The sequence below is a fragment of the Pantoea sp. X-Soil-ISGK-285 genome (assembly GCF_059730815.1).
On the sequence record NZ_AP035938.1, the window covers coordinates 2706796 to 2728402 of the forward strand.

Consider the following 21607-nt stretch of genomic DNA (forward strand, 5'->3'; position numbering starts at 1 on the left):
CAAAGTGATTTCACGGCTTTATGACGATTGTGATGCGATTAATGAAAGAACAGGCATAATTACCCCGCCCTGACAGATATCCTTATTTCCTTCAACTTCTGCCCGTCAGAGGCGGCTACACTCTGTCGTTTGCAGGCTACCCATTTGATGCCTGCGCCTGGGACTACGTCACTGCTGGAGAGCACCAACAATCATGAGCACCCGACATCCTGTTATGAAGAAAACCCTTATCGTGCTGGCCCTGATCGCCGTGGCCGCTGGCGGCTATTATGCCTGGCAGCGCCATGCCCAGCCGCAGAGCAGCAGTCAGAGTGACGCACCTGCGCCACGTGGCGGCAAAGGCGGCGGTGACGGTGCCCGTCGTCCCCTCGCGCCGGTTCAGGCCGCTACGGCCACCAGCCAGAGCGTGCCGCACTATCTGAGCGGACTGGGTACGGTGACCGCGGCTAACACGGCCACGGTGCGCAGCCGGGTCAATGGCGATCTGCTGGCAATCCACTTCACTGAAGGCCAGCAGGTGAAAGCGGGCGAGCTACTGGCAGAAGTCGACCCGCGGCCTTATCAGGTGGCGTTAACGCAGGCGCAGGGCCAATTGGCGAAAGATCAGGCGACGCTGGCCAACGCCCGTCGTGACCTGGCGCGCTTCGAGAAGCTGGCAAAAACCTCGCTGGTATCGCAACAGGAGCTGGATACCCAGCGCTCACTGGTCAGTGAAACGCTCGGCACGCTGAAAGCGGATGAGGGAAGCGTCGCCAGTGCGCAGCTCAATCTTACCTACAGCCGGATCACCGCGCCGATTGCCGGCCGGGTCGGGCTGAAACAGGTGGACGTCGGCAACTACGTCACCAGCGGCGACACCACCGGTATCGTGGTGATCACCCAGACGCACCCGATTGATGTGGTCTTTACCCTGGCTGAGAACAGCATCAGTTCCATTCTCAAGGCGCAGAAAAGCGGTGAATCGCTGCTGGTGGAGGCCTGGGATCGCAGTAATCAGAATCTGATCGCCAGCGGCAAACTGCTAAGCCTTGATAACCAGATTGATGTCACCACCGGCACCATCAAAATCAAAGCGCGTTTTGATAATCAGGACGACACGCTGTTCCCCAATCAGTTCGTGAATGTGAGGCTGAAGGTCAACACCCTGCAGGATGCAATTGTTATCCCACCTGCCGCGCTGCAGATGGGCAACGAAGGCAACTTTGTCTGGGTGGTTAACAGTGACAACAAGGTCAGCAAGAAAAGCGTGATTGCCGGCTTGCAGGATAGCGAGAAAGTGGTGGTCAGCGCCGGTCTGGAGGCGGGCGAACGCGTCGTGACCGATGGGCTGGATCGCCTGACGGAAGGCGCAAAAGTCGAGGTGGTCGCGCCGCAGAGCAACGCACCGCGCGCTACCCGCGCCACCCTGCCGTCAAAAGGAGAGCGTGAGTAATGCAGGTCATGCCTCCCGATCACAGTGGCGGACCGTCACGCCAGTTTATCCTGCGGCCGGTCGCCACCACGCTGTTGATGATTGCGATCCTGCTGGCCGGGGTGCTGGGCTACCGCTTCCTGCCGGTCTCGGCGCTGCCGGAAGTCGACTATCCGACTATCCAGGTCGTCACGCTCTATCCGGGTGCCAGCCCGGATGTGGTCACCTCCTCCATCACCGCGCCGCTTGAGCGCCAGTTTGGTCAGATGTCTGGCCTGAAACAGATGGCGTCGCAAAGCTCCGGCGGTGCCTCGGTGGTGACGCTGCAGTTCCAGCTGACGCTACCGCTGGATGTCGCAGAGCAGGAGGTTCAGGCTGCTATTAACTCCGCCACTAACCTGCTGCCCAACGACCTGCCTAATCCGCCGGTCTACAGCAAAGTGAATCCTGCCGATCCACCGATCATGACGCTTGCCGTCACCACGCGCAGCATGCCGCTGACGCAGGTGCAGGACATGGTGGAAACGCGGGTGGCGCAGAAAATCTCTCAGGTCAGCGGCGTCGGACTGGTCACGCTATCGGGCGGTCAGCGTCCGGCGGTGCGGGTGAAAATGAATGCCCAGGCGCTGGCTGCGCTGGGTCTGACCAGCGAAACGGTGCGGACCGCCATCAGCAATGCCAACGTTAACTCCGCCAAAGGCAGCCTGGATGGCCCGACCCGCTCAGTTACCCTGTCAGCCAATGACCAGATGAAATCAGCGGAAGATTATCGCCAGCTGATTATCAGCTACAAAAACGGCGCACCGGTGCGTCTTGGCGACGTGGCGACTATAGAACAGGGAGCAGAAAATAGCTGGCTTGGCGCCTGGGCCAACCGCGATGCAGCGATTGTGCTCAACGTTCAGCGTCAGCCTGGTGCCAATATCATCGCCACAGCAGACAATATCCGTGCCATGTTGCCCGCCCTGACCGCAGCCCTGCCGAAGTCGGTGGAGGTTAAACTGCTCACCGACCGCACCACCAATATTCGCGCTTCGGTCAACGACACGCAGTATGAGCTGATGCTGGCGATGGCGCTGGTGGTGATGATTATCTATCTGTTCCTGCGCAACGTGCCCGCCACGCTGATCCCGGCGGTTGCGGTGCCTCTGTCACTGATCGGCACCTTCGCGGCGATGTACTTCCTCGGCTTTTCCATTAACAACCTGACGCTGATGGCGCTGACCATCGCCACCGGCTTTGTGGTCGATGATGCCATCGTGGTGATTGAGAACATCTCACGCTATATCGAGAAAGGGGAAAAGCCGCTCACCGCCGCGCTGAAAGGTGCCGGCGAGATCGGCTTTACCATTATCTCCCTCACCTTCTCGCTGATTGCGGTCCTGATCCCGCTGCTGTTTATGGGCGACGTGATCGGCCGTCTGTTCCGCGAATTTGCCGTGACGCTGGCGGTGGCGATCCTGATTTCAGCGGTGGTCTCACTGACCCTGACGCCGATGATGTGTGCCAGGATGCTGAGCGCGGAGTCGCTGCGCAAACAGAACCGCTTTTCGCGGGCCAGCGAAGCGATGTTTGATCGTATCGTGGCCGCCTATGGCCGCGGCCTGAAACGGGTACTTAATCATCCCTGGCTCACGCTGTCGGTGGCGCTTGGCACCCTGGTGCTGACGCTGTTGCTGTGGATGATCATCCCGAAAGGCTTTTTCCCGCAGCAGGACAACAGCATTATTCAGGGCACGCTGCAGGCACCGCAGTCGGTCTCCTATGCCAGCATGGCGCAGCGCACCCGCGACGTCGCCTCCATCATCATGAAAGATCCGGCAGTGGAGAGCATGACTTCGTTTGTCGGCGTGGATGGCACCAATGCCTCGCTGAACAGCGCGCGTCTGCAGATCAACCTCAAACCGCTGGATCAACGCGACGACCGCATTCCTGCCATTCAGCAGCGCCTGCAACAGCAGGTCAGTGAGGTACCGGGCGTGCAGCTGTGGCTGCAGGCGGTGCAGGATCTCACCATCGATACCCAGGCGAGCCGCACGCCCTATCAGTTCACGCTGCAATCGGGTTCACTGTCGTCGCTCAGCACCTGGGTTCCGGCGCTGCTGACCCGGCTCAGCACCCTGCCACAGCTGCGCGATGTCAGCAGTGACTGGCAGGATCAGGGGCTGGAAGCCTATGTCAAAGTGGACCGCGACAGCGCCAGCCGCCTCGGCATCAGCATGGCGGATGTCGATAACGCGCTGTACAACGCCTTTGGTCAGCGGCTCATCTCCACCATTTATACCCAGGCGAACCAGTATCGGGTGGTGCTGGAGCAGGACAATAGTGCCACTCCAGGCATGGAGAGCCTGAATGCGATTCGCCTTAACAGCAGCGACGGCGGCAGCGTACCGCTGAGCGCCATTGCCCGCATTGAACAGCGCAACACGCCGCTCAGCATTAACCACCTCGACCAGTTCCCGTCGGCGACCTTCTCCTTCAACGTGGCTGACGGCTATTCGCTGGAAGATGCGGTGAAAGCGGTGTCGCAGGCTGAAGCCGAGCTTGGCATGCCCGCAGAGCTGATGACGCAGTTCCAGGGCAGCACGCTTGCCTTTGAAGCGGCGCTGAGCAGCACCGTCTGGCTGATTGTGGCGGCTATTGTGGCGATGTACATCGTGCTGGGCGTGCTTTATGAGAGCTTTATTCACCCCATCACGATTCTCTCAACGCTGCCCACGGCGGGTGTCGGCGCGCTGCTGGCGCTGATGCTCAGCGGCAATGAGCTGGATATCGTAGCGATAATCGGCATCATCCTGCTGATCGGCATCGTGAAAAAGAACGCCATCATGATGATCGACTTTGCGCTGGCGGCCGAACGTGAACAGGGTATGAAGCCTGTTGATGCCATCTATCAGGCCTGCCTGCTTCGCTTCCGCCCGATTCTGATGACCACGCTGGCCGCCCTGCTCGGCGCGCTGCCGCTGATGCTCAGCACCGGCGTCGGTGCCGAACTGCGTCATCCGCTGGGGATTGCCATGGTCGGCGGGCTGATTCTGAGCCAGGTGCTGACCCTGTTTACCACCCCGGTGATCTACCTGCTGTTTGATCGACTGGCGCACGCCACCCGCCGCCGCTTTGCCCGCACGGAGGCCGCAGAGTGAAGTTCTTTGCCCTGTTCATCAACCGGCCCGTCGCCACCACGCTGCTGACGCTGGCCATCGCACTGGCGGGGATGCTGGGTTTCCGGCTGCTGCCGGTGGCGCCGCTGCCGCAGGTTGATTTTCCGGTGATCGTTATCTCGGCTTCGCTGCCGGGTGCCGCGCCGGAGATCATGGCGTCGTCGGTAGCCACGCCGCTGGAGCGTTCACTGGGACGCATCGCGGGCGTCAGTGAAATGACCTCCACCAGTTCGCTGGGAAGCACCCGCATCATTCTGGTGTTTGATTTTGATCGCGACATCAACGGAGCCGCGCGCGATGTGCAGGCCGCGATTAACGCGGCGCAAAGCCTGCTGCCTACCGGGATGCCGTCGCGCCCGACCTATCGCAAAGTGAACCCTTCAGATGCGCCGATTATGATCATGACGCTGACTTCGGATACCTATAATCCGGGTCAGCTCTACGATTACGCCTCGACCCAGCTGGCGCAGAAACTGTCACAGATTGAGGGCGTGGGCGACGTCACCGTGGGCGGCAGCTCGCTGCCTGCGGTCCGCGTGGCCCTGAATCCACAGGCGCTGTTTAATCAGGGCGTCTCGCTGGATGCGGTGCGCACCGCCATTTCCAACGCCAATCAGCGACGGCCGCAGGGCGCACTGGATGATTCGCAGCAGCGCTGGCAGTTGCGTACCAATGACGCGCTGCAGACCGCCAGTGAGTATCAGCCGCTGATAGTGCATTACAACAACGGCGCGGCGGTCAGGCTGTCGGATGTGGCGACAGTCGAAGATTCAGTGCAGGACGTACGCAACGCCGGGATGTCGCGCGGTAAACCGGCGGTGCTGCTGCTGATCCGCAAAACGCCTGAAGCCAACGTCATCGATACGGTGGACCGCATCCGCGCCGAAATGCCGCTGCTGCATGAGGTGATCCCGGCCGCCATCGATCTGCAGATCGCTCAGGATCGTTCACCCACCATTCGCGCCTCGCTGCATGAGGTGGAGCAGTCGCTGGTGATCGCCGTGGCGCTGGTGATTCTGGTGGTGTTTGTTTTCCTGCGCTCGGGCCGTGCCACGCTGATCCCCGCCGTCGCGGTGCCGGTTTCACTGATCGGCACCTTCGCCGCGATGTACCTGTGTGGCTTCAGCCTCAACAATCTGTCGCTGATGGCGCTGACCATCGCCACCGGCTTTGTGGTGGATGATGCGATTGTGGTGCTGGAGAACATTGCCCGACACGTGGAAGCGGGCATGAAGCCGCTGGCCGCCGCGCTGAAAGGGGTACGGGAAGTCGGCTTTACCGTGTTGTCGATGAGCCTGTCACTGATTGCCGTGTTCCTGCCGCTGCTGATGATCGGCGGACTGATTGGCCGCTTCTTCTCAGAATTTGCCATTACGCTGTCGGTGGCTATCGTCATCTCGCTGTTTATCTCGGTCACCCTGACGCCGGTGATGTGTGCCTATCTGCTGAAGCCGCACGCGCCGCGCAGCCAGCCGTGTCAGCGCGGCGCGGGCCGGTTGCTGATGGCGATCCAGCAGGGCTATGGCCGCTCGCTTAGCGTGGTACTGAACCATGCGCGCTGGGTGATGGTGCTGTTTTTCGCCACCATCGTCCTGACCGGCTGGCTGTTTGTCCATATTCCGAAAACCTTTATGCCGGAGCAGGATACCGGACGACTTTCCGGTTTCATCTCTGCCGACCAGAGCATTTCGTTTCAGGCGATGCGCAGTAAGCTGCAGGATTTTATGGAGATCGTCGGGGCCGATCCGGCGGTAGAGAGCGTGGTGGGCTTCACCGGCGGGATGCGTACCAACAGCGGCTCCATGTTTATCTCGCTGAAGCCGCTGTCGGAGCGGAAAGAGAGCGCAGTGGAGATTATCGCCCGCCTGCGCAATAAGCTGGCGAAAGAACCCGGGGCGAGTCTCTATCTGAATGCGGTGCAGGATCTGCGCGTCGGCGGTCGGGAATCGAATGCCGGTTATCAATATTCCCTGCTGTCGGACGACCTTAACGCCCTGCGTGAGTGGGAGCCAAAAATCCGTCAGGCGTTCTCTGCCCTGCCACAGCTGGCGGATGTGAACTCCGATCAGCAGGATAAAGGCAGCGAAATGGCGCTGACCTATGACCGGGAAAGTATGGCGCGGCTTGGCATCGATGTCTCTCAGGCCAATGCCCTGCTGAATAACGCCTTTGGTCAGCGTCAGATCTCCACCATCTATCAGCCGCTTAACCAGTACAAAGTGGTGATGGAGGTCGATCCGCGCTACACCCAGGATATCAGTGCCCTGTCGCAGATGTTCGTGATAAACAGCGAAGGTAAAGCGATTCCGCTGTCGTGGTTTGCCCACTGGCAGCCCGCAAATGCGCCGCTCTCGGTCAACCATGAAGGGCTGTCTGCCGCCTCGACCATTTCATTTAACCTGCCGGAAGGGGTGTCGCTGTCGCAGGCGTCGGAGGCAATTGAACGCACCATGACCGCGATTGGCGTGCCCTCCAGCGTGCGCGGCAGCTTTGCCGGTACGGCGCAGGTGTTTCAGCAGTCGCAAAGCAATCAGCTCTGGCTGATGCTGGCGGCGATTGCGGCAGTCTATATCGTGCTGGGGATCCTCTATGAAAGCTATGTCCATCCGCTGACTATCCTCTCTACCCTGCCCTCGGCGGGTGTCGGTGCACTGCTGGCGCTGGAGCTGTTCGATACGCCCTTCAGCCTGATTGCGCTGATCGGTATTCTGCTGCTGATCGGTATCGTGAAAAAGAACGCCATCATGATGGTCGATTTTGCGCTGGAGGCAGAGCGCAACGGCCAGCTCAGCGCGCGCGAGGCGATTTTCCAGGCGTGCCTGTTGCGCTTCCGGCCGATTATGATGACGACGCTGGCGGCGCTGTTTGGCGCGCTGCCGCTGGTGCTGACCAGCGGCGACGGCGCAGAGCTGCGTCAGCCGCTGGGGATTACCATTGCTGGTGGGCTGGTGATGAGCCAGTTGCTGACGCTCTACACCACGCCGGTGGTCTATTTAATGATGGATAAGTTGCGCCGTAAAAAACGCCCGCTGGCCGCCGCGCAGCAGCCGTAACAGGCATGGCGGCAGCAGGCATCGGGCGTGACGCCTTTATCGGGGGATCGATGAGTACGCAAAGCACTAACGTCCGCTGGCAACTGTGGATTGTTGCCATCGGCTTCTTTATGCAGACGCTGGATACCACCATCGTGAATACCGCGATCCCGTCAATGGCGCACGATCTGGGTGTCAGCCCGCTGCACATGCACTCGGTCATTGTCTATTACGTGCTGACGGTGGCGGTGATGCTGCCGGTCAGCGGCTGGCTGGCCGACCGTTTTGGCGTGCGCAACATTTTCTTCTGCGCGATTGTGCTGTTCAGCCTGGGATCACTGCTATGCGCCCTCTCCGGCACTCTGGATCAGCTGGTGCTGTCGCGGGTGGTTCAGGGGATTGGCGGGGCAATGATGGTGCCAGTGGGTCGCCTGACGGTGATGAAAATCGTGCCGCGCGAGCAGTATATGTCCGCCATGACGTTTGTCACCCTGCCCGGCCAGATCGGCCCGCTGCTGGGTCCGGCGCTGGGTGGTGTGCTGGTGGAGTACGCCAGCTGGCACTGGATCTTTCTGATCAATATCCCGGTCGGCATCGCAGGCGCTATCGCCACCCTGATGCTGATGCCCAACTACAGCATGCAGACGCGTCGCTTTGATTTCGGCGGTTTTATCCTGCTGGCCGCCGGAATGGCAACCCTGACACTGGCGCTGGATGGTCAGCGCAGCAGTGGCGGCTCTCCGCTGCTGCTGGGTGCCATGATCCTCATTGGTATGTTCTCTCTGCTGTTCTACCTGATGCATGCGCGCAGCAATGATAATGCGCTGTTCAGCCTGAAGCTGTTTGATAATCGCATCTACTCCATCGGCCTGCTTGGCAGTTTTACCGGCCGCATCGGCAGCGGCATGCTGCCCTTTATGACGCCTATCTTTCTGCAGCTCGGCATGGGTTACAGCCCGTTTCACGCCGGTCTGATGATGATTCCGATGGTGCTGGGGAATATGGGGATGAAACGCATTGTGGTGCGCATCGTCAATCTTTATGGCTACCGCAACGTGCTGGTGATGTCGACCGTGGCGCTGGCGCTGGTGGTCCTGCTGTTCCCGCTGGTGGCAATTCTGGGCTGGGTCTGGCTGCTGCCACTGGTGCTGTTTCTGCAGGGCATGGTCAACGCCATTCGTTTCTCCTCAATGAATACCCTGACGCTGAAGGAGCTGCCCGATGAGCTGGCGTCCAGCGGCAACAGCATGCTGTCGATGATTATGCAGCTGTCGATGAGTATTGGCGTGACCGTGGCCGGGCTGCTGCTGGGGGCATTTGCTCAGGAGAGCGCAGCGAACAGCACGGCGGAACATCAGATGTTTATTTATACCTACCTTTGCATGTCGCTGATTATCATCCTGCCCGCGCTAGTGTTCTGGCGCGTGCCGCCACAGGTGAGTACCAACGTTGATTTGCGACGCCGGAGAAAAAAATGAGAGATAACCTGCGCCTGGGCATCGGCGCCAAACTGTTTATGGCGATTTTCGCCACCTGCATGCTGGTGCTGATTACCATGCACTGGGGGGTTCGCCTCAGTTTCGAGCATGGCTTTGTCGACTACATTAAGCGCGGCAACGAGCAGCGGTTAAATCTGCTCAGTGATGCCCTGGCCGATCAGTATGAGCAGCACGGCAACTGGGATTTTTTGCGCCACAACGACCGGCTGGTGTTCACCATGCTGCGTTCGCTGGAGCAGAATCCCGACAGTAACAGTCAGCTGCCGCCGCACGGCTGGCGCACCCAGTTCTGGATCCTCGATCAGCAATATAAAGTGCTGGCCGGGCCAAAATCGCCGGTGCCGCCCGAAGGCACGCGACGCAATATCACCACCAGCAATAATAAAGTGGTCGGCTGGGTCATCGGCTCGCCGCCGGAGCGGCTGACGCGCAGCACCGACATTAACTTTGATCAGCAGCAGCGGCGCACCAGCTGGATTATCGTCGGGCTGTCCACGCTGCTGGCGGCGCTGGCAACCTGGCTGATGGCGCGCGGTCTGCTGGCTCCGGTCAAACGACTGGTTGACGGCACCCATCATCTGGCGGCCGGTAATTTTGCCACCCGCGTTGAGGTCAGCAGCCGGGATGAGCTGGGCCAGCTGGCCAGGGACTTTAACCTCCTTGCCAGCTCGCTGGAGAAAAATGAGAGCATGCGCCGCGCCTTTATGGCCGATATCTCCCATGAATTACGCACACCACTGGCGATCCTGCGCGGTGAACTGGAAGCGATGCAGGATGGCGTGCGCAAACTGACGCCGGAAGCGATCGCCTCGCTACAAAGCGAAGTGGTGGTGCTGACCAAGCTGGTCGACGATCTGCATCAGCTGTCGCTGTCCGATGAGGGCGCCCTTGCCTACCGCAAACAGGCAACCGATCTGGTGCAGCTGCTGGAAGTGACGGCAGGCAGCTTTGCCGAACGCTATCGTGCACACGGGCTGACGCTGAAACTCAATCTGCCCGATAACGCCCCCTTCTTTGGCGATCCCGACCGCCTGATGCAGTTGTTCACTAATCTGCTGGAGAACAGCCTGCGCTACACCGACAGCGGGGGCCGGGTTGAAGTGACGCTGAACTATGAGGCACCCAACTGGCGCATCGAGTTTGATGACAGCGCGCCGGGCGTGGATGGGGAACATCAGGCCCAGATTTTTGAGCGCTTCTTCCGCACCGAAGGCTCGCGCAATCGCGCCAGCGGTGGCTCGGGCCTGGGCCTGGCCATCTGTAAAAATATCGCTGACGCGCATGGCGGCGATATTCATGCGGCGCACTCTGATTTAGGTGGACTGAAAATCGCGCTACACTTGCGCTATGTTCCCCTTGTGTAGACGCTTATGAGCCTGGAAAACCACGACCCGCTGATTCTGGTGGTCGAAGATGAGCCGAAACTGGCGCAGCTGATGATCGATTATCTGCATGCCTCGAACTACCGTACCCATCACATCGCCGACGGTAACGCGGTGCTGGAGTATGTGCGCCAGACGCCACCCGACCTGATGCTGCTGGATTTGATGCTGCCAGGCACCGACGGTTTAACGCTGTGCCGTGAAATCCGTCGTCATTCCGAACTGCCGATTATTATGGTCACCGCCCGCACCGAGGAGATCGATCGGCTGCTGGGGCTGGAGCTGGGCGCGGATGACTACATCTGTAAACCCTTCAGCCCGCGTGAAGTAGTGGCGCGAGTTAAAACGATTCTGCGCCGGGTAAAACGGTCGGCGGAAGAGCCGCAAAGCGCCTCGTTACTTCGCGTCGATGAGAGCCGCTTCTTCGCCAGCTGGCGCGACAAGCCGCTGGATCTCACGCCGGCGGAGTTCCGTCTGCTGAAAACGCTGTCGCTGGAGCCGGGCAAGGTCTTTTCACGCGAACAGCTGCTTAACCATCTCTATGATGACTACCGCGTGGTCACGGACCGCACCATCGACAGCCATATAAAGAACCTGCGGCGCAAGCTGGAGACTCTCGATAGCGAGCAACCTTTTATCCGCGCCGTCTACGGCATGGGCTATCGCTGGGAAGCCGATGCCTGTCATTTGATCTAGTTTGATCCCGATCAATTTACTTCCCTTTTCTCACTGCCTACAATTCCGCACCTTTTGCAGGGCTTCACTGCCCTGCACCTGCCGCCTGAGGCGACATGCTGACCTGACATCAGTGAGAAAATCATGAAACCCGAACTGCTTTCCCCCGCTGGCACCCTGAAGAACATGCGTTACGCGTTTGCTTATGGTGCCGATGCCGTCTATGCCGGCCAGCCGCGCTACAGCCTGCGGGTGCGCAACAACGAATTCACCCACGAAAACCTCGCGCTGGGCATCAGTGAAGCGCACGCGCTGGGTAAAAAATTCTACGTGGTGGTGAACATTGCGCCGCACAACGCCAAGCTGAAAACCTTTATTCGTGACTTAGCGCCGGTAGTGGCGATGCAGCCCGACGCGCTGATCATGTCCGATCCCGGCCTGATCATGCTGGTGCGCGACGCTTTCCCGACGATGCCGGTTCATCTGTCGGTGCAGGCCAATGCGGTTAACTGGGCCACGGTAAAATTCTGGCAGCAGATGGGGCTGAGCCGGGTGATTCTGTCACGCGAGCTGTCGCTGGAGGAGATCGCCGAGATCCGCCAGCAGGTCCCGGAGATGGAGCTGGAAGTCTTTGTCCATGGCGCGCTCTGCATGGCCTACTCCGGTCGCTGCCTGCTCTCCGGCTATATGAACAAACGCGACCCGAATCAGGGAACCTGCACCAACGCCTGCCGCTGGGAGTATAAAGTGGCGGAGGGTCAGCAGGATGAGGTGGGGAATATCGTCGGTATCCACCAGCCTGTCGCCGTACAGGATGTGACGCCAACGCTGGGCGTTGGTCAGCCCACCGACAAGGTGTTTCTGCTGGAAGAGAAGATGAAGCCCGGCGAGGTGATGAGCGCGTTCGAAGATGAGCACGGCACCTACATCATGAACTCGCGGGATCTGCGCGCGGTCGCCCACGTGGAGCGGCTCAGCGAGATGGGCGTTCATTCGCTGAAGATCGAGGGACGCACCAAGTCCTACTACTACTGCGCCCGCACCGCTCAGGTTTATCGCCGGGCTATTGATGATGCCGCTGCCGGTAAGCCGTTTGATCCCTCACTGCTGTTAACCCTGGAAGGCCTGGCACATCGTGGCTATACCGAAGGTTTCCTGCGCCGCCACACTCACGACAGCTACCAGAATTATCAGCAGGGCTTTTCGGTGTCCGACCGCCAGCAGTTTGTCGGCGAATTCACCGGCGAACGCCGGAGCGAATGGGCTGAAGTGGCGGTGAAGAATAAGTTTATGCTGCACGACAGCGTGGAGATCATGACGCCTCAGGGGAACCTGAATTGCCAGCTGGACGCGCTGCAGAATGCGCGCGGCGAACCCACTGAAGTTGCCCCGGGCGATGGCCATCGCGTCTGGCTGCGGGTGCCTGAGGAGGTGGATCTGCGTTTTGCACTGCTGCTGCGCAACTTCGATCACGGTGAAGATACCCGGGACCCTCATAATCGTTTACCAACGGAAACATTTTGAGGAAATCAGAACAGGATCACAGACCCCTGCGCGGCGCTGCTTTATAGTCCCGCCTGCTGCTAACGAGTAACAATAAACGGCAGATTTACCAGGAACCACCTCATTTACCCGCCCGGCTCCCCCGTGCGGGTTTTCTTTTTTCTCTCTTTCGCCAATAATTTACTGCTGGCAGCTGTGTTATAAATCCCTTCTTACTCTGTAGATCTTCAAGGAACGCAAAATGGATAATAAACCGCTTACGCTGCTCATCCTGAACGGGAAAGGCGCGGGTAATGATGATCTGCGCGAAGCTATTACGACCCTGCGTGAAGAAGGCTTCGACATTGCGGTGCGTGTCACATTTGAAAAAGGTGACGGCGATCGGTACGTCAAAGAGGCCATTGCGCTGCAGGCCGCGACCGTGGTGGCCGGTGGTGGCGATGGCACCATCAATGAAATTGCGACAGCGCTGGCTTCTTCTGAAGCGGATCATCGCCCGGTGCTGGGCATCCTGCCGCTGGGTACCGCCAACGATTTTGCCACCAGCGTCGGCATCCCGGAAGAGATGGAACCGGCACTGCGACTGGCGATTCAGGGCAAAGCCAGTGCCATCGATCTGGCCAGGGTAAACCAGAGCCACTACTTCATCAATATGGCGACCGGCGGGTTTGGCACCCGTATCACGACTGAAACCCCGGAAAAGCTGAAGTCGGCGCTGGGTGGCGTCTCCTACTTTATTCACGGCCTGATGCGCATGGATACCCTGAAACCGGATACCTGCGAGATCAGCGGCCCCGATTTCGCCTGGCAGGGTGATGCGCTGGTGATCGGTATCGGTAATGGTCGTCAGGCAGGCGGCGGTCAGCGGTTATGCCCTTCTGCCCTGATCAACGATGGCCGACTTGACGTCAGTGTTGTCACCGCGCAGGAGTTGCTGCCTACCCTGCTGCACTCGCTGACCGGCGACGATGACAATCCCGGCATCGTCACCACGCAACTGGAGTCACTGACGATCCGTTCGCCGCATGAGATGACCTTTAACCTCGATGGCGAGCCGCTTTCCGGGCGCGAATTCGTGATTGAGGTGATGGCGGGCGCGCTGAGCTGCCGCCTGCCGCCGCAGTGCGCGCTGCTTGCCTGAACCGACATCAGGGGCGAAAGCCCCTTTTTCTTCTGCTCCCATTAGTTCCCATTTTCTCCGTAACATCCCTCCTGCTGCCTCGCTTTATTACGCCTTAACGGGCGTTTTCAGGCAATGTAAACACTCTGTGATTCCGTTCACAACTCTGCCACCCCAACTTGTATGGTAGTATTAAAGAGCGTACTTTTTCATCATTGAACGCTGACTTAAGGCAACCAGGATGAAAATTGTTAAGGCAGAAGTATTTGTAACCTGCGCAGGCAGAAACTTTGTCACCGTAAAGATCACCACCGATCAGGGTCTGACCGGCATTGGCGACGCAACGCTGAATGGCCGTGAATTACCGGTCGCCTCCTACCTGAAAGATCACGTCTGCCCGCAGCTGATTGGCCGCGATGCGCATCAGATCGAAGACATCTGGCAATATTTCTACAAGGGCGCTTACTGGCGTCGTGGCCCGGTCACCATGTCCGCTATCTCGGCCGTCGATATGGCACTGTGGGATATCAAAGGCAAAGCCGCCAATATGCCGGTTTATCAGCTGCTGGGTGGCGCATCACGCACCGGCGTGATGGTCTATTGCCACACCACCGGCCACTCCATTGATGAAGTGATGGATGACTACGCGAAGCACAAAGAGCTGGGCTTCAAAGCGATTCGCGCGCAGTGCGGCGTTCCGGGCATGAAAACCACCTACGGCATGGCGAAAGGCAAAGGTCTGGCCTATGAGCCTGCAACCAAAGGCAACTGGCCGGAAGAGCAGCTCTGGTCAACCGAGAAATACCTCGATTTCACCCCGAAACTGTTCGCCGCCATCCGTGACAAGTTTGGTTTCGATGAGCACTTGCTGCATGACATGCATCATCGCCTGACGCCAATTGAAGCGGCGCGTTTTGGCAAGAGCGTGGAAGATTATCGCCTGTTCTGGATGGAAGATCCGACGCCTGCTGAGAATCAGGAGTGCTTCCGCCTGATCCGCCAGCATACCGTTACGCCGATTGCCGTGGGTGAAGTGTTCAACAGCATCTGGGATTGTAAGCAGCTGATTGAAGAACAGCTGATCGATTATATCCGCACCACCATTACGCATGCGGGCGGCATCACCGGTATGCGGCGTATTGCTGATTTTGCCTCGCTCTATCAGGTGCGCACCGGCTCGCACGGTCCTTCTGATCTCTCCCCTGTTTGCATGGCGGCTGCACTGCACTTTGACCTCTGGGTGCCGAACTTCGGTGTGCAGGAGTACATGGGCTTCTCTGAACAGATGATGGAGCTGTTTGATGCAAACTGGACCTTTGACCAGGGCTACATGCATCCAGGCGACAAACCCGGTCTCGGCATTGAATTCAACGAGAAACTGGCGTCGAAATATCCCTATGAACCTGCCTATCTCCCGGTCGCCCGTCTTGAAGATGGCACCCTGTGGAACTGGTAAGGAGAAGCTGATGAAAAGCGTTGTTATTGAACAGCCGGGTGAACTGGTGGTGGCTGAACGTCCGCTGCCACAACCTGCGGCGGGCGAAGTCCGGGTCAAAGTGGCTTATGCCAGTATCTGCGGCTCTGATGTGCATATCTGGCACGGGCATAACCCGTTCGCGAAATATCCACGGGTAATTGGTCACGAATTTTTCGGCGTCATTGACGCGGTGGGCGACGGTGTTGATCCGGCCCGGCTGGGCGACCGCGTGGCGGTGGATCCGGTGGTGAGCTGCGGCAGCTGCTATCCCTGCTCGGTGGGCCGTCCCAATGTTTGTACCACACTGCAGGTGATTGGCGTGCATCGCGACGGCGGCTTCAGCGAGTTTGCGCTGGCTCCGGCAAAAAATGCCTTTTCCCTGCCGGACAGCATCCCCGATCGGCTCGCCAGTCTGGTTGAGCCTTTCACTATCGCCGCCAATATCACCGCGTTTCTCAAACCGCAGCCAGACGATGTGGCGCTGATTTACGGTGCCGGTCCGATGGGGCTCACTGCGATTCAGGTGCTGAAGGGCGTCTATAAGGTTAAAAAGGTGATGGTGGTGGATCGCCTGCCGGAAAGGCTGGCACTTGCAGAGCAGAGCGGTGCGGATCAACTGTTCGATAACAGCGAAATCCCGCTGGCGGCACAGCTTGAGGGCGTGCAGCCTACGCTGATTATCGACGCGGCCTGCCATCCCACCATTCTGGCTGAAGCAGCTGCCCTCGCCTCACCGGCCGCGCGCATTGGCCTGCTGGGTTTCTCCGGCGAGCCGTGCAGCATTACTCAGCAGAGCCTGACCAGCAAGGAGCTGTCGCTGTTTACCTCACGTCTTAACAGCAATCGTTTCCCCCAGGTGATCGAATGGATGGAAAAAGGGTTAATCCAGCCAGAGAAACTGGTCACGCACTACTTCCCGCTGCAGGAGATTGAGCGTGCGATGACCCTGTTTGAAAAAGATCCGCGCACCTGCTGCAAAGTCATACTTCAGATGGGTTAATTATCCGCTGAACACCAGGTCTCCTCAGCCGGTGCGTACCCGCCGGCATGACTATAAAGATAAAACAGATCACGGAGTTTGTATGTTCAAGAATCTGCGCTGGACCCTCGTTTTGCTGCTGTTCCTGGTTTACATGATTAACTACCTCGATCGTGTCGCCCTGTCGCTGACGGTGCCGCTGGTGGAAAAAGATCTGGCGATCAATGCTGAGCAGTTTGGCATGATCTTCGGCAGCTTTTTCTTTGGCTATGCCCTGTTTAACTTCCTTGGCGGCCTTGCCACTGACCGCTATGGCCCTAAAATCGTGCTGGCCGTGGCGGTAGGTGCCTGGTCCATTTTCTGCGGCATGACCGCACTGGCCACCGGCTTCTGGTCACTGCTGATCCTGCGTGTGCTGTTCGGCATGGCTGAAGGCCCGATCTGCTCCTCGGCCAACAAAGCGATTAACGGCTGGTTCCCGAAAAAACAGGCCGCGACGGCCATGGGCTTACTGAGTGCCGGATCACCTTTAGGTGGTGCGGTCGCTGGCCCGATCATTGGTTATCTGGCGCTCGCCTATGGCTGGCGTCCGGCGTTCGTGATTGTCTGCTGCATCGGTCTGGTGTGGATGGCGTTCTGGCTCTTCTTCGCCGCTGACAATCCGGCGAAGAGCAAGCGCGTCAGCGAAGAGGAACGTCTGCTGATTGATCGCCTGAAAGCAACGAACCCGAATGATGAAGTTGATTTGTCGGAAACGTCACATCCGTTTGGCTACTACCTGCGCCAGCCGATTATCCTGGTCACCGCTTTTGCCTTCTTCTGCTACAACTACATTCTGTTCTTCTTCCTGAGCTGGTTCCCGGCCTACCTGGTGCAGGCGCACGGCCTGGATATCAAATCGATGAGCATCACCACCATGATCCCGTGGATCGTCGGTTTCGTTGGCCTGGCGCTGGGTGGCTTGATCTCCGATAAGATCTTTAACATCACCGGCAAGCTGTTGTTGTCCCGCAAAATTGTGCTGGTGGTCTCACTGCTGGCCGCCGCAATTTGTGTGGCGCTGGCGGGTACGATAAAAGATGTGGTGCCTGCGGTAATTATGATGTCGGTGTCGATTTTCTTTCTCTACATCACCGGCGCAATCTACTGGGCGATTATTCAGGATGTGGTACACAAGAGCCGTATCGGCAGCATCAGCGGCTTTATCCATCTGGTGGGTAGCCTCTCCGGCATCATCGGGCCCATCGTCACCGGGTTTATTGTTCATCACACCGGTAAATTCGATAGCGCCTTTATCCTGGCGGGCTGTGTCGCCGCGCTGGGTGCCTTCCTGGTGTTATTTGTGATTCGCAGTCCGAAAACCCAGGATAAACCGGTTTCGGTCTGAGTGTTGTTTCGCTAACAGATGTATGATTTCGGGGCGCTTTGCGCCCCGTTTGCCATAAGGATGGACTATGTTACAGATTGATCGCCTGCCTGCTGAGGTCAAGCGCCCCGCTTACGACCGCAGCCAGTTAAAAACCCGCATGGTACATATCGGTTTTGGTGCATTTCACCGCGCTCATCAGGCGCTCTGCAGCGATAAGCTGGCTGAACAGGGCAGCGACTGGGGTTATTGTGAAGTGAACCTCAACAGCGGCGCGTTGATTGAGGCCCTGCGAGAGCAGCAGCTGCTTTATACCCTCACCGAGATGGCCGATGATTCATTGCATACCCGGGTGATTGGCGTCATTACTCAGGCACTGCACGGCAAAAGTGACGGTATTGAGGCGGTGATCAATGCCATGAGCCAGCCTGAGGTGGCGATTATCTCCATGACCGTCACCGAGAAAGGCTATTGCCACCAGCCTGCCAGTGGCAATTTAAATCCCGATCACCCTGACATCGTGCATGACCTGCAGAATCCGCATTCGCCGCGTTCGCTGCCCGGTCTGATTCTGGCCGCGATTCGCCGCCGACGGGATCAGGGCTTACCCGCCTTTAGCGTGATGTCCTGTGACAACATGCCGGAAAATGGTCACGTGACCCGCAACGTTGTTGTGCAACTGGCACAGCATCAGGATCCGGCCCTGGCAGACTATATTCAGCAACACATTACCTTTCCCTCCACCATGGTCGATCGTATCGTTCCGGCCATGACCGATGCAGCGTTTGCGGCACTAAGCGAGCGTCTGGGTTCCGATGACCCGGTTGCGGTTGAAGCGGAGCCCTTCTTTCAGTGGGTGATTGAAGATAACTTCGTCAATGGCCGTCCGGCGTGGGAAAAAGCGGGCGCAGAACTGGTCAGTGACGTTCTGCCCTATGAAGAGATGAAACTGCGCATGCTCAATGGCAGCCACTCTTTTCTGGCCTATCTCGGCTTCCTGGCCGGTTATGAATACATCAGCGACTGCGTGGCCGATCCCCATTTCCGCGCCGCCGCCCGTTCACTGATGATTGATGAGCAGGCGCCGACGCTGCGTACCCAGGGCGTGGATCTCAACGCCTATGCCGATTCGCTGATCGCCCGTTACGAAAACCGTGCCATTAAACATCGCACATATCAAATCGCCACTGACGGATCGCAAAAATTGCCACAACGCATGCTCGACAGTCTGCGCTGGCATCTGCAGCGCGGTAGCCGCTGCGACCTGCTGCTGCTGGGCGTGGCGGGCTGGATGCGCTATGTCGGCGGCGTCGATGAACAGGGTCAGCCGATTGAGATCCGCGATCCGCTGAAAGCCACGCTGGCAGAGACGGTTGCCGGTAGCGAAGAAGGCGAAGCACGTGTCCGTGCGCTATTGGGTCTGCGCGACATCTTTGGCGAAGATTTAGCGCAGAACGCCGATCTGGTTGCCCGACTGACGACGTATTATCAGCAACTGACGACTCAGGGCGCGCGGGCGACGGTGCAACAGTGTATGAGCCAGGCATAACAGCCGGTGACAAAGCGCTGGCGCAGACGCAGCGCGCTGATTAGACTGACACTTTCCCATCGCGCTGGCCCCTGCCAGCCGTAATATGGATATTGCTGCATGTCGATCGCCTATACCATTACTACCAGCGAACCGGTAAATCAGCAGATTTACCGGTATCTGCGCAAAGATATCGTCACTTGCGCAATTCAGCCGGGCTCGCTGCTCTCGGAAAAAGAGGTATCCGCGCGCTTCAACGTCTCACGCCAGCCGGTGCGCGAAGCGTTCATCAAGCTGGCCGAAGCCGGACTGGTACAGGTATTGCCGCAGCGTGGCACTTTCGTGCGCAAAATCTCCGCTAAGCGGGTGGCGGATGGCCGCTTTATCCGGGAGGCCGTTGAGGTGTCGGTGGTTCGCCGTGCGGCACTGGAGATTGATGATCCGGCTCTGATGGCGCTGGAGCATAACCTGCAGCTGCAGCGGATGGCCGCTGAGCGGCATGACAGCCAGGCTTTTCTCACTCTGGACGATGAGTTTCATCGCCTGATTGCTGAAAGCATTGACTGTAAGCTGGCCTGGGAAACGGTGGAGAACATCAAAGCGGCCATGGACCGGGTGCGGTTTCTGACGCTGAGTGAAGTCTCTCCACCGGACAAGCTGATTGAGCAGCATGAAGAGATTTTTGCGGCGCTGAAGCGTCATGACGCCGATGCAGCCGAAGCGGCAATGCGTCGTCATCTGCAGGAGATGATCTTCTCTATCACCCCGATTGCCGAGCGTAACAGCGCCTGGTTTGAAGCACCCTGAACCTGAAACCGCCCGCACCACCTGATTACCAGGTCGATGCGGGCCTTCGTCATTACCACCATTGATGAAAATGGTGAACCGGTCCGATACCCTTCCCGACCTCCAGCGAATCCGCCTGCAGCAGCGCCTGCTGTAACCAGTTTTTGGCTTCCCCAATCGTCTCTGCCCAGTCAGCATGACGTGGTCGCAACGCGGCTAAGGCTGCCGACAGCGTACAGCCTGTGCCGTGCGTATGACGGGTATTTACCCGCGGCGTACTGAATCGCTGCTCTGCTGAGTGCGTGATCAGCCAGTCCGGGCTCTCCGCCGCCGCAAGGTGACCGCCCTTCATCAGCACAGCCTGACAGCCCAGTGCCAGCAATGCCCGTCCCTGCTCGCGCATCTCCTCTTCATCTGCCGCAATGGCGCAGTCCAGCAACGCCGCCGCTTCCGGAAGATTAGGTGTGATCAGCGAGACCTGCGGCAATAACAGCTCCCGAACACTGGCTACGGCGTCTGGCGAGAGCAACGCATCACCACTTTTCGCGACCATGACCGTGTCCAGCACAACAAACGGGATTGCCGCACGCATCAGCCGTTCCGCAACCTGCTCCACGATAGCCGTTTCTGACAGCATGCCAATTTTTGCACTGTCGATGCGCACATCACTGAGCACCGAATCAAGCTGGGCGGCCACAAATTCAGGCGTAATGCGATAAACCGACTGCACGCCGCAGGTATTCTGTGCCACCAGCGCGGTAATGACGCTGGTGCCATAGGCTCCCAGAGCTGAGAAGGTTTTCAGATCGGCCTGAATACCAGCGCCGCCGCTGGGATCGGTACCCGCAATCGTCAGAGCGTTAATACGCTTCATGATTACCCTCCAGCGTCCAGAGTGCATCGATAAACGCCGTAGCAAAGCTGCCGGGTCCGGCAGCCTGCGCCGCCGCCTTTTCACCCGCCAGCGCCATCACCTGACAGGCGGCCGCGACATTCATCAGCCGATCGCCAGCCAGAGAGCTGAAACCCGCCACCACTGCCGAGAGGGCGCAGCCGGTCCCGACTACCCGTGTCATTAAGGGGTTTCCACCGTGTACAGCAAGGAGTCGCTGACCATCGGTGGCGTAGTCCACTTCACCGGTGACGACCACCAGCGTGCTCCAGGTTTCCGCGAGCTGTTGGGCCGCATCGAGTGCTGCATGCGCCTGATGCAGCGTGTCGACACCGCGCCCGCCGCTGGCCTGTTGTGCCAGCGCCAGAATCTCTGACGCATTACCCCGAATCACCGCCGGTTGCTGGCTTAACAATTGCTGGCAGAAGTCACTGCGCAGCGTCAGCGCGCCGACGGCAACCGGATCGAGTGTCCAGGGCGTGCCCGCCTGATTAGCCGCAGTGACGGCAGCCTGCATCGCCTGCTGGCGCTCGCGGGTTAAGGTGCCCACGTTAATCAGCAGTGCATCGGCCATGCTACTGAACTGGGCGGCCTCAGCGGCATCGATCACCATCGCCGGTGAGGCATGGAGTGCCAGCAACACGTTGGCGGTGAAGTTCTGGACCACGTCATTGGTCATACAGTGCACCAGCGGTGACTGGCGGCGGAAAGCGTGCAGAATGGGCGCGAAGTGCGCGGCAGAAAGGTGTTGAGATTGATGTGTCATCGTAGCTCCCAACCGGCGAACAAGAAGGCG

The 21607-nt window shown here is 58.8% G+C and carries 15 protein-coding genes; 13 read left to right on the plus strand and 2 right to left on the minus strand.

Annotation, left to right across the window (positions count from 1 at the left end; genetic code table 11):
* Positions 1–193: 193 nt before the first annotated feature.
* The 13 genes from AC6I8B_RS12905 to AC6I8B_RS12965 all read left to right on the plus strand — a co-directional run bounded on the left by AC6I8B_RS12905 (position 194) and on the right by AC6I8B_RS12965 (position 19940).
* A complete protein-coding gene (locus AC6I8B_RS12905) occupies positions 194–1432 on the plus strand; it encodes an MdtA/MuxA family multidrug efflux RND transporter periplasmic adaptor subunit (RefSeq protein WP_033772217.1) in 1239 nt (412 codons plus the stop codon).
* Positions 1432–4554 carry an MdtB/MuxB family multidrug efflux RND transporter permease subunit gene (locus AC6I8B_RS12910; protein WP_033772219.1) on the plus strand — a complete coding sequence of 1041 codons (3123 nt, stop codon included), beginning with the start codon at positions 1432–1434 and terminating at the stop codon, positions 4552–4554. The genes AC6I8B_RS12905 and AC6I8B_RS12910 overlap by 1 nt, the downstream gene beginning before the upstream one ends.
* Positions 4551–7625, plus strand: coding sequence for a multidrug efflux RND transporter permease subunit MdtC (gene mdtC / locus AC6I8B_RS12915; RefSeq protein ID WP_332837851.1), 3075 nt, complete (start codon positions 4551–4553; stop codon positions 7623–7625). Before AC6I8B_RS12910 ends, mdtC begins: the two co-directional genes overlap by 4 nt.
* Before the next feature lie 50 nt (positions 7626–7675).
* Positions 7676–9082 (plus strand): MFS transporter, encoded by a 1407-nt coding sequence (locus tag AC6I8B_RS12920; RefSeq protein ID WP_157352613.1) that lies wholly within the window; start codon positions 7676–7678, stop codon positions 9080–9082.
* Positions 9079–10467, plus strand: a complete 1389-nt coding sequence (gene baeS, locus AC6I8B_RS12925) for an envelope stress sensor histidine kinase BaeS (protein ID WP_010670989.1) — start codon at positions 9079–9081, stop codon at positions 10465–10467. The genes AC6I8B_RS12920 and baeS overlap by 4 nt, the downstream gene beginning before the upstream one ends.
* Before the next feature lie 6 nt (positions 10468–10473).
* Positions 10474–11181 (plus strand): envelope stress response regulator BaeR, encoded by a 708-nt coding sequence (baeR, locus tag AC6I8B_RS12930; RefSeq protein WP_010248188.1) that lies wholly within the window; start codon positions 10474–10476, stop codon positions 11179–11181.
* A gap of 120 nt (positions 11182–11301) precedes the next feature.
* Positions 11302–12684 (plus strand): prephenate-dependent tRNA uridine(34) hydroxylase TrhP, encoded by a 1383-nt coding sequence (gene trhP / locus AC6I8B_RS12935; protein ID WP_061703770.1) that lies wholly within the window; start codon positions 11302–11304, stop codon positions 12682–12684.
* 220 nt (positions 12685–12904) lie between these two features.
* Complete coding sequence (gene yegS / locus AC6I8B_RS12940) at positions 12905–13804, plus strand: lipid kinase YegS (RefSeq protein WP_033772226.1); 900 nt, start codon at positions 12905–12907, stop codon at positions 13802–13804.
* 220 nt (positions 13805–14024) lie between these two features.
* A complete protein-coding gene (manD, locus tag AC6I8B_RS12945) occupies positions 14025–15239 on the plus strand; it encodes a D-mannonate dehydratase ManD (RefSeq protein WP_010670990.1) in 1215 nt (404 codons plus the stop codon).
* A 10-nt stretch (positions 15240–15249) separates the two neighbouring features.
* A complete protein-coding gene (locus AC6I8B_RS12950; RefSeq protein WP_033788256.1) occupies positions 15250–16260 on the plus strand; it encodes a Zn-dependent oxidoreductase in 1011 nt (336 codons plus the stop codon).
* A gap of 82 nt (positions 16261–16342) precedes the next feature.
* Positions 16343–17626 (plus strand): MFS transporter, encoded by a 1284-nt coding sequence (locus AC6I8B_RS12955; protein ID WP_497817451.1) that lies wholly within the window; start codon positions 16343–16345, stop codon positions 17624–17626.
* 67 nt (positions 17627–17693) lie between these two features.
* Entirely contained in the window at positions 17694–19154 is a 1461-nt protein-coding gene (locus AC6I8B_RS12960) for a mannitol dehydrogenase family protein (protein WP_404543039.1), read from the plus strand.
* A 99-nt stretch (positions 19155–19253) separates the two neighbouring features.
* Positions 19254–19940: a GntR family transcriptional regulator gene (locus AC6I8B_RS12965; protein WP_010248206.1), complete on the plus strand. Its 687-nt coding sequence runs from the start codon at positions 19254–19256 to the stop codon at positions 19938–19940.
* Between the two features lie 52 nt (positions 19941–19992).
* Here AC6I8B_RS12965 and thiD read toward each other — a convergent pair whose 3' ends face one another.
* Together thiD and thiM are read right to left on the minus strand one after the other, a co-directional pair.
* Positions 19993–20793, minus strand: a complete 801-nt coding sequence (gene thiD / locus AC6I8B_RS12970; protein ID WP_061703768.1) for a bifunctional hydroxymethylpyrimidine kinase/phosphomethylpyrimidine kinase — start codon at positions 20791–20793, stop codon at positions 19993–19995.
* The gene (gene thiM, locus AC6I8B_RS12975) at positions 20780–21577 is read right to left on the minus strand and encodes a hydroxyethylthiazole kinase (protein ID WP_033788251.1); all 798 of its coding nucleotides are present in this window, start codon (positions 21575–21577) and stop codon (positions 20780–20782) included. Before thiM ends, thiD begins: the two co-directional genes overlap by 14 nt.
* Positions 21578–21607 lie beyond the last annotated feature (30 nt).

Bases quoted from the DNA above. Each gene is read 5' to 3' on its own strand.
- AC6I8B_RS12905 (WP_033772217.1), top strand. From the start codon at position 194: ATGAGCACCCGACATCCTGTTATGAAGAAAACCCTTATCGTGCTGGCC.
- AC6I8B_RS12910 (WP_033772219.1), top strand. From the start codon at position 1,432: ATGCAGGTCATGCCTCCCGATCACAGTGGCGGACCGTCACGCCAGTTT.
- AC6I8B_RS12920 (WP_157352613.1), top strand. From the start codon at position 7,676: ATGAGTACGCAAAGCACTAACGTCCGCTGGCAACTGTGGATTGTTGCC.
- baeS (WP_010670989.1), top strand. From the start codon at position 9,079: ATGAGAGATAACCTGCGCCTGGGCATCGGCGCCAAACTGTTTATGGCG.
- baeR (WP_010248188.1), top strand. From the start codon at position 10,474: ATGAGCCTGGAAAACCACGACCCGCTGATTCTGGTGGTCGAAGATGAG.
- yegS (WP_033772226.1), top strand. From the start codon at position 12,905: ATGGATAATAAACCGCTTACGCTGCTCATCCTGAACGGGAAAGGCGCG.
- manD (WP_010670990.1), top strand. From the start codon at position 14,025: ATGAAAATTGTTAAGGCAGAAGTATTTGTAACCTGCGCAGGCAGAAAC.
- AC6I8B_RS12950 (WP_033788256.1), top strand. From the start codon at position 15,250: ATGAAAAGCGTTGTTATTGAACAGCCGGGTGAACTGGTGGTGGCTGAA.
- AC6I8B_RS12955 (WP_497817451.1), top strand. From the start codon at position 16,343: ATGTTCAAGAATCTGCGCTGGACCCTCGTTTTGCTGCTGTTCCTGGTT.
- AC6I8B_RS12960 (WP_404543039.1), top strand. From the start codon at position 17,694: ATGTTACAGATTGATCGCCTGCCTGCTGAGGTCAAGCGCCCCGCTTAC.
- AC6I8B_RS12965 (WP_010248206.1), top strand. From the start codon at position 19,254: ATGTCGATCGCCTATACCATTACTACCAGCGAACCGGTAAATCAGCAG.
- thiD (WP_061703768.1), bottom strand. From the start codon at position 20,793: ATGAAGCGTATTAACGCTCTGACGATTGCGGGTACCGATCCCAGCGGC.
- thiM (WP_033788251.1), bottom strand. From the start codon at position 21,577: ATGACACATCAATCTCAACACCTTTCTGCCGCGCACTTCGCGCCCATT.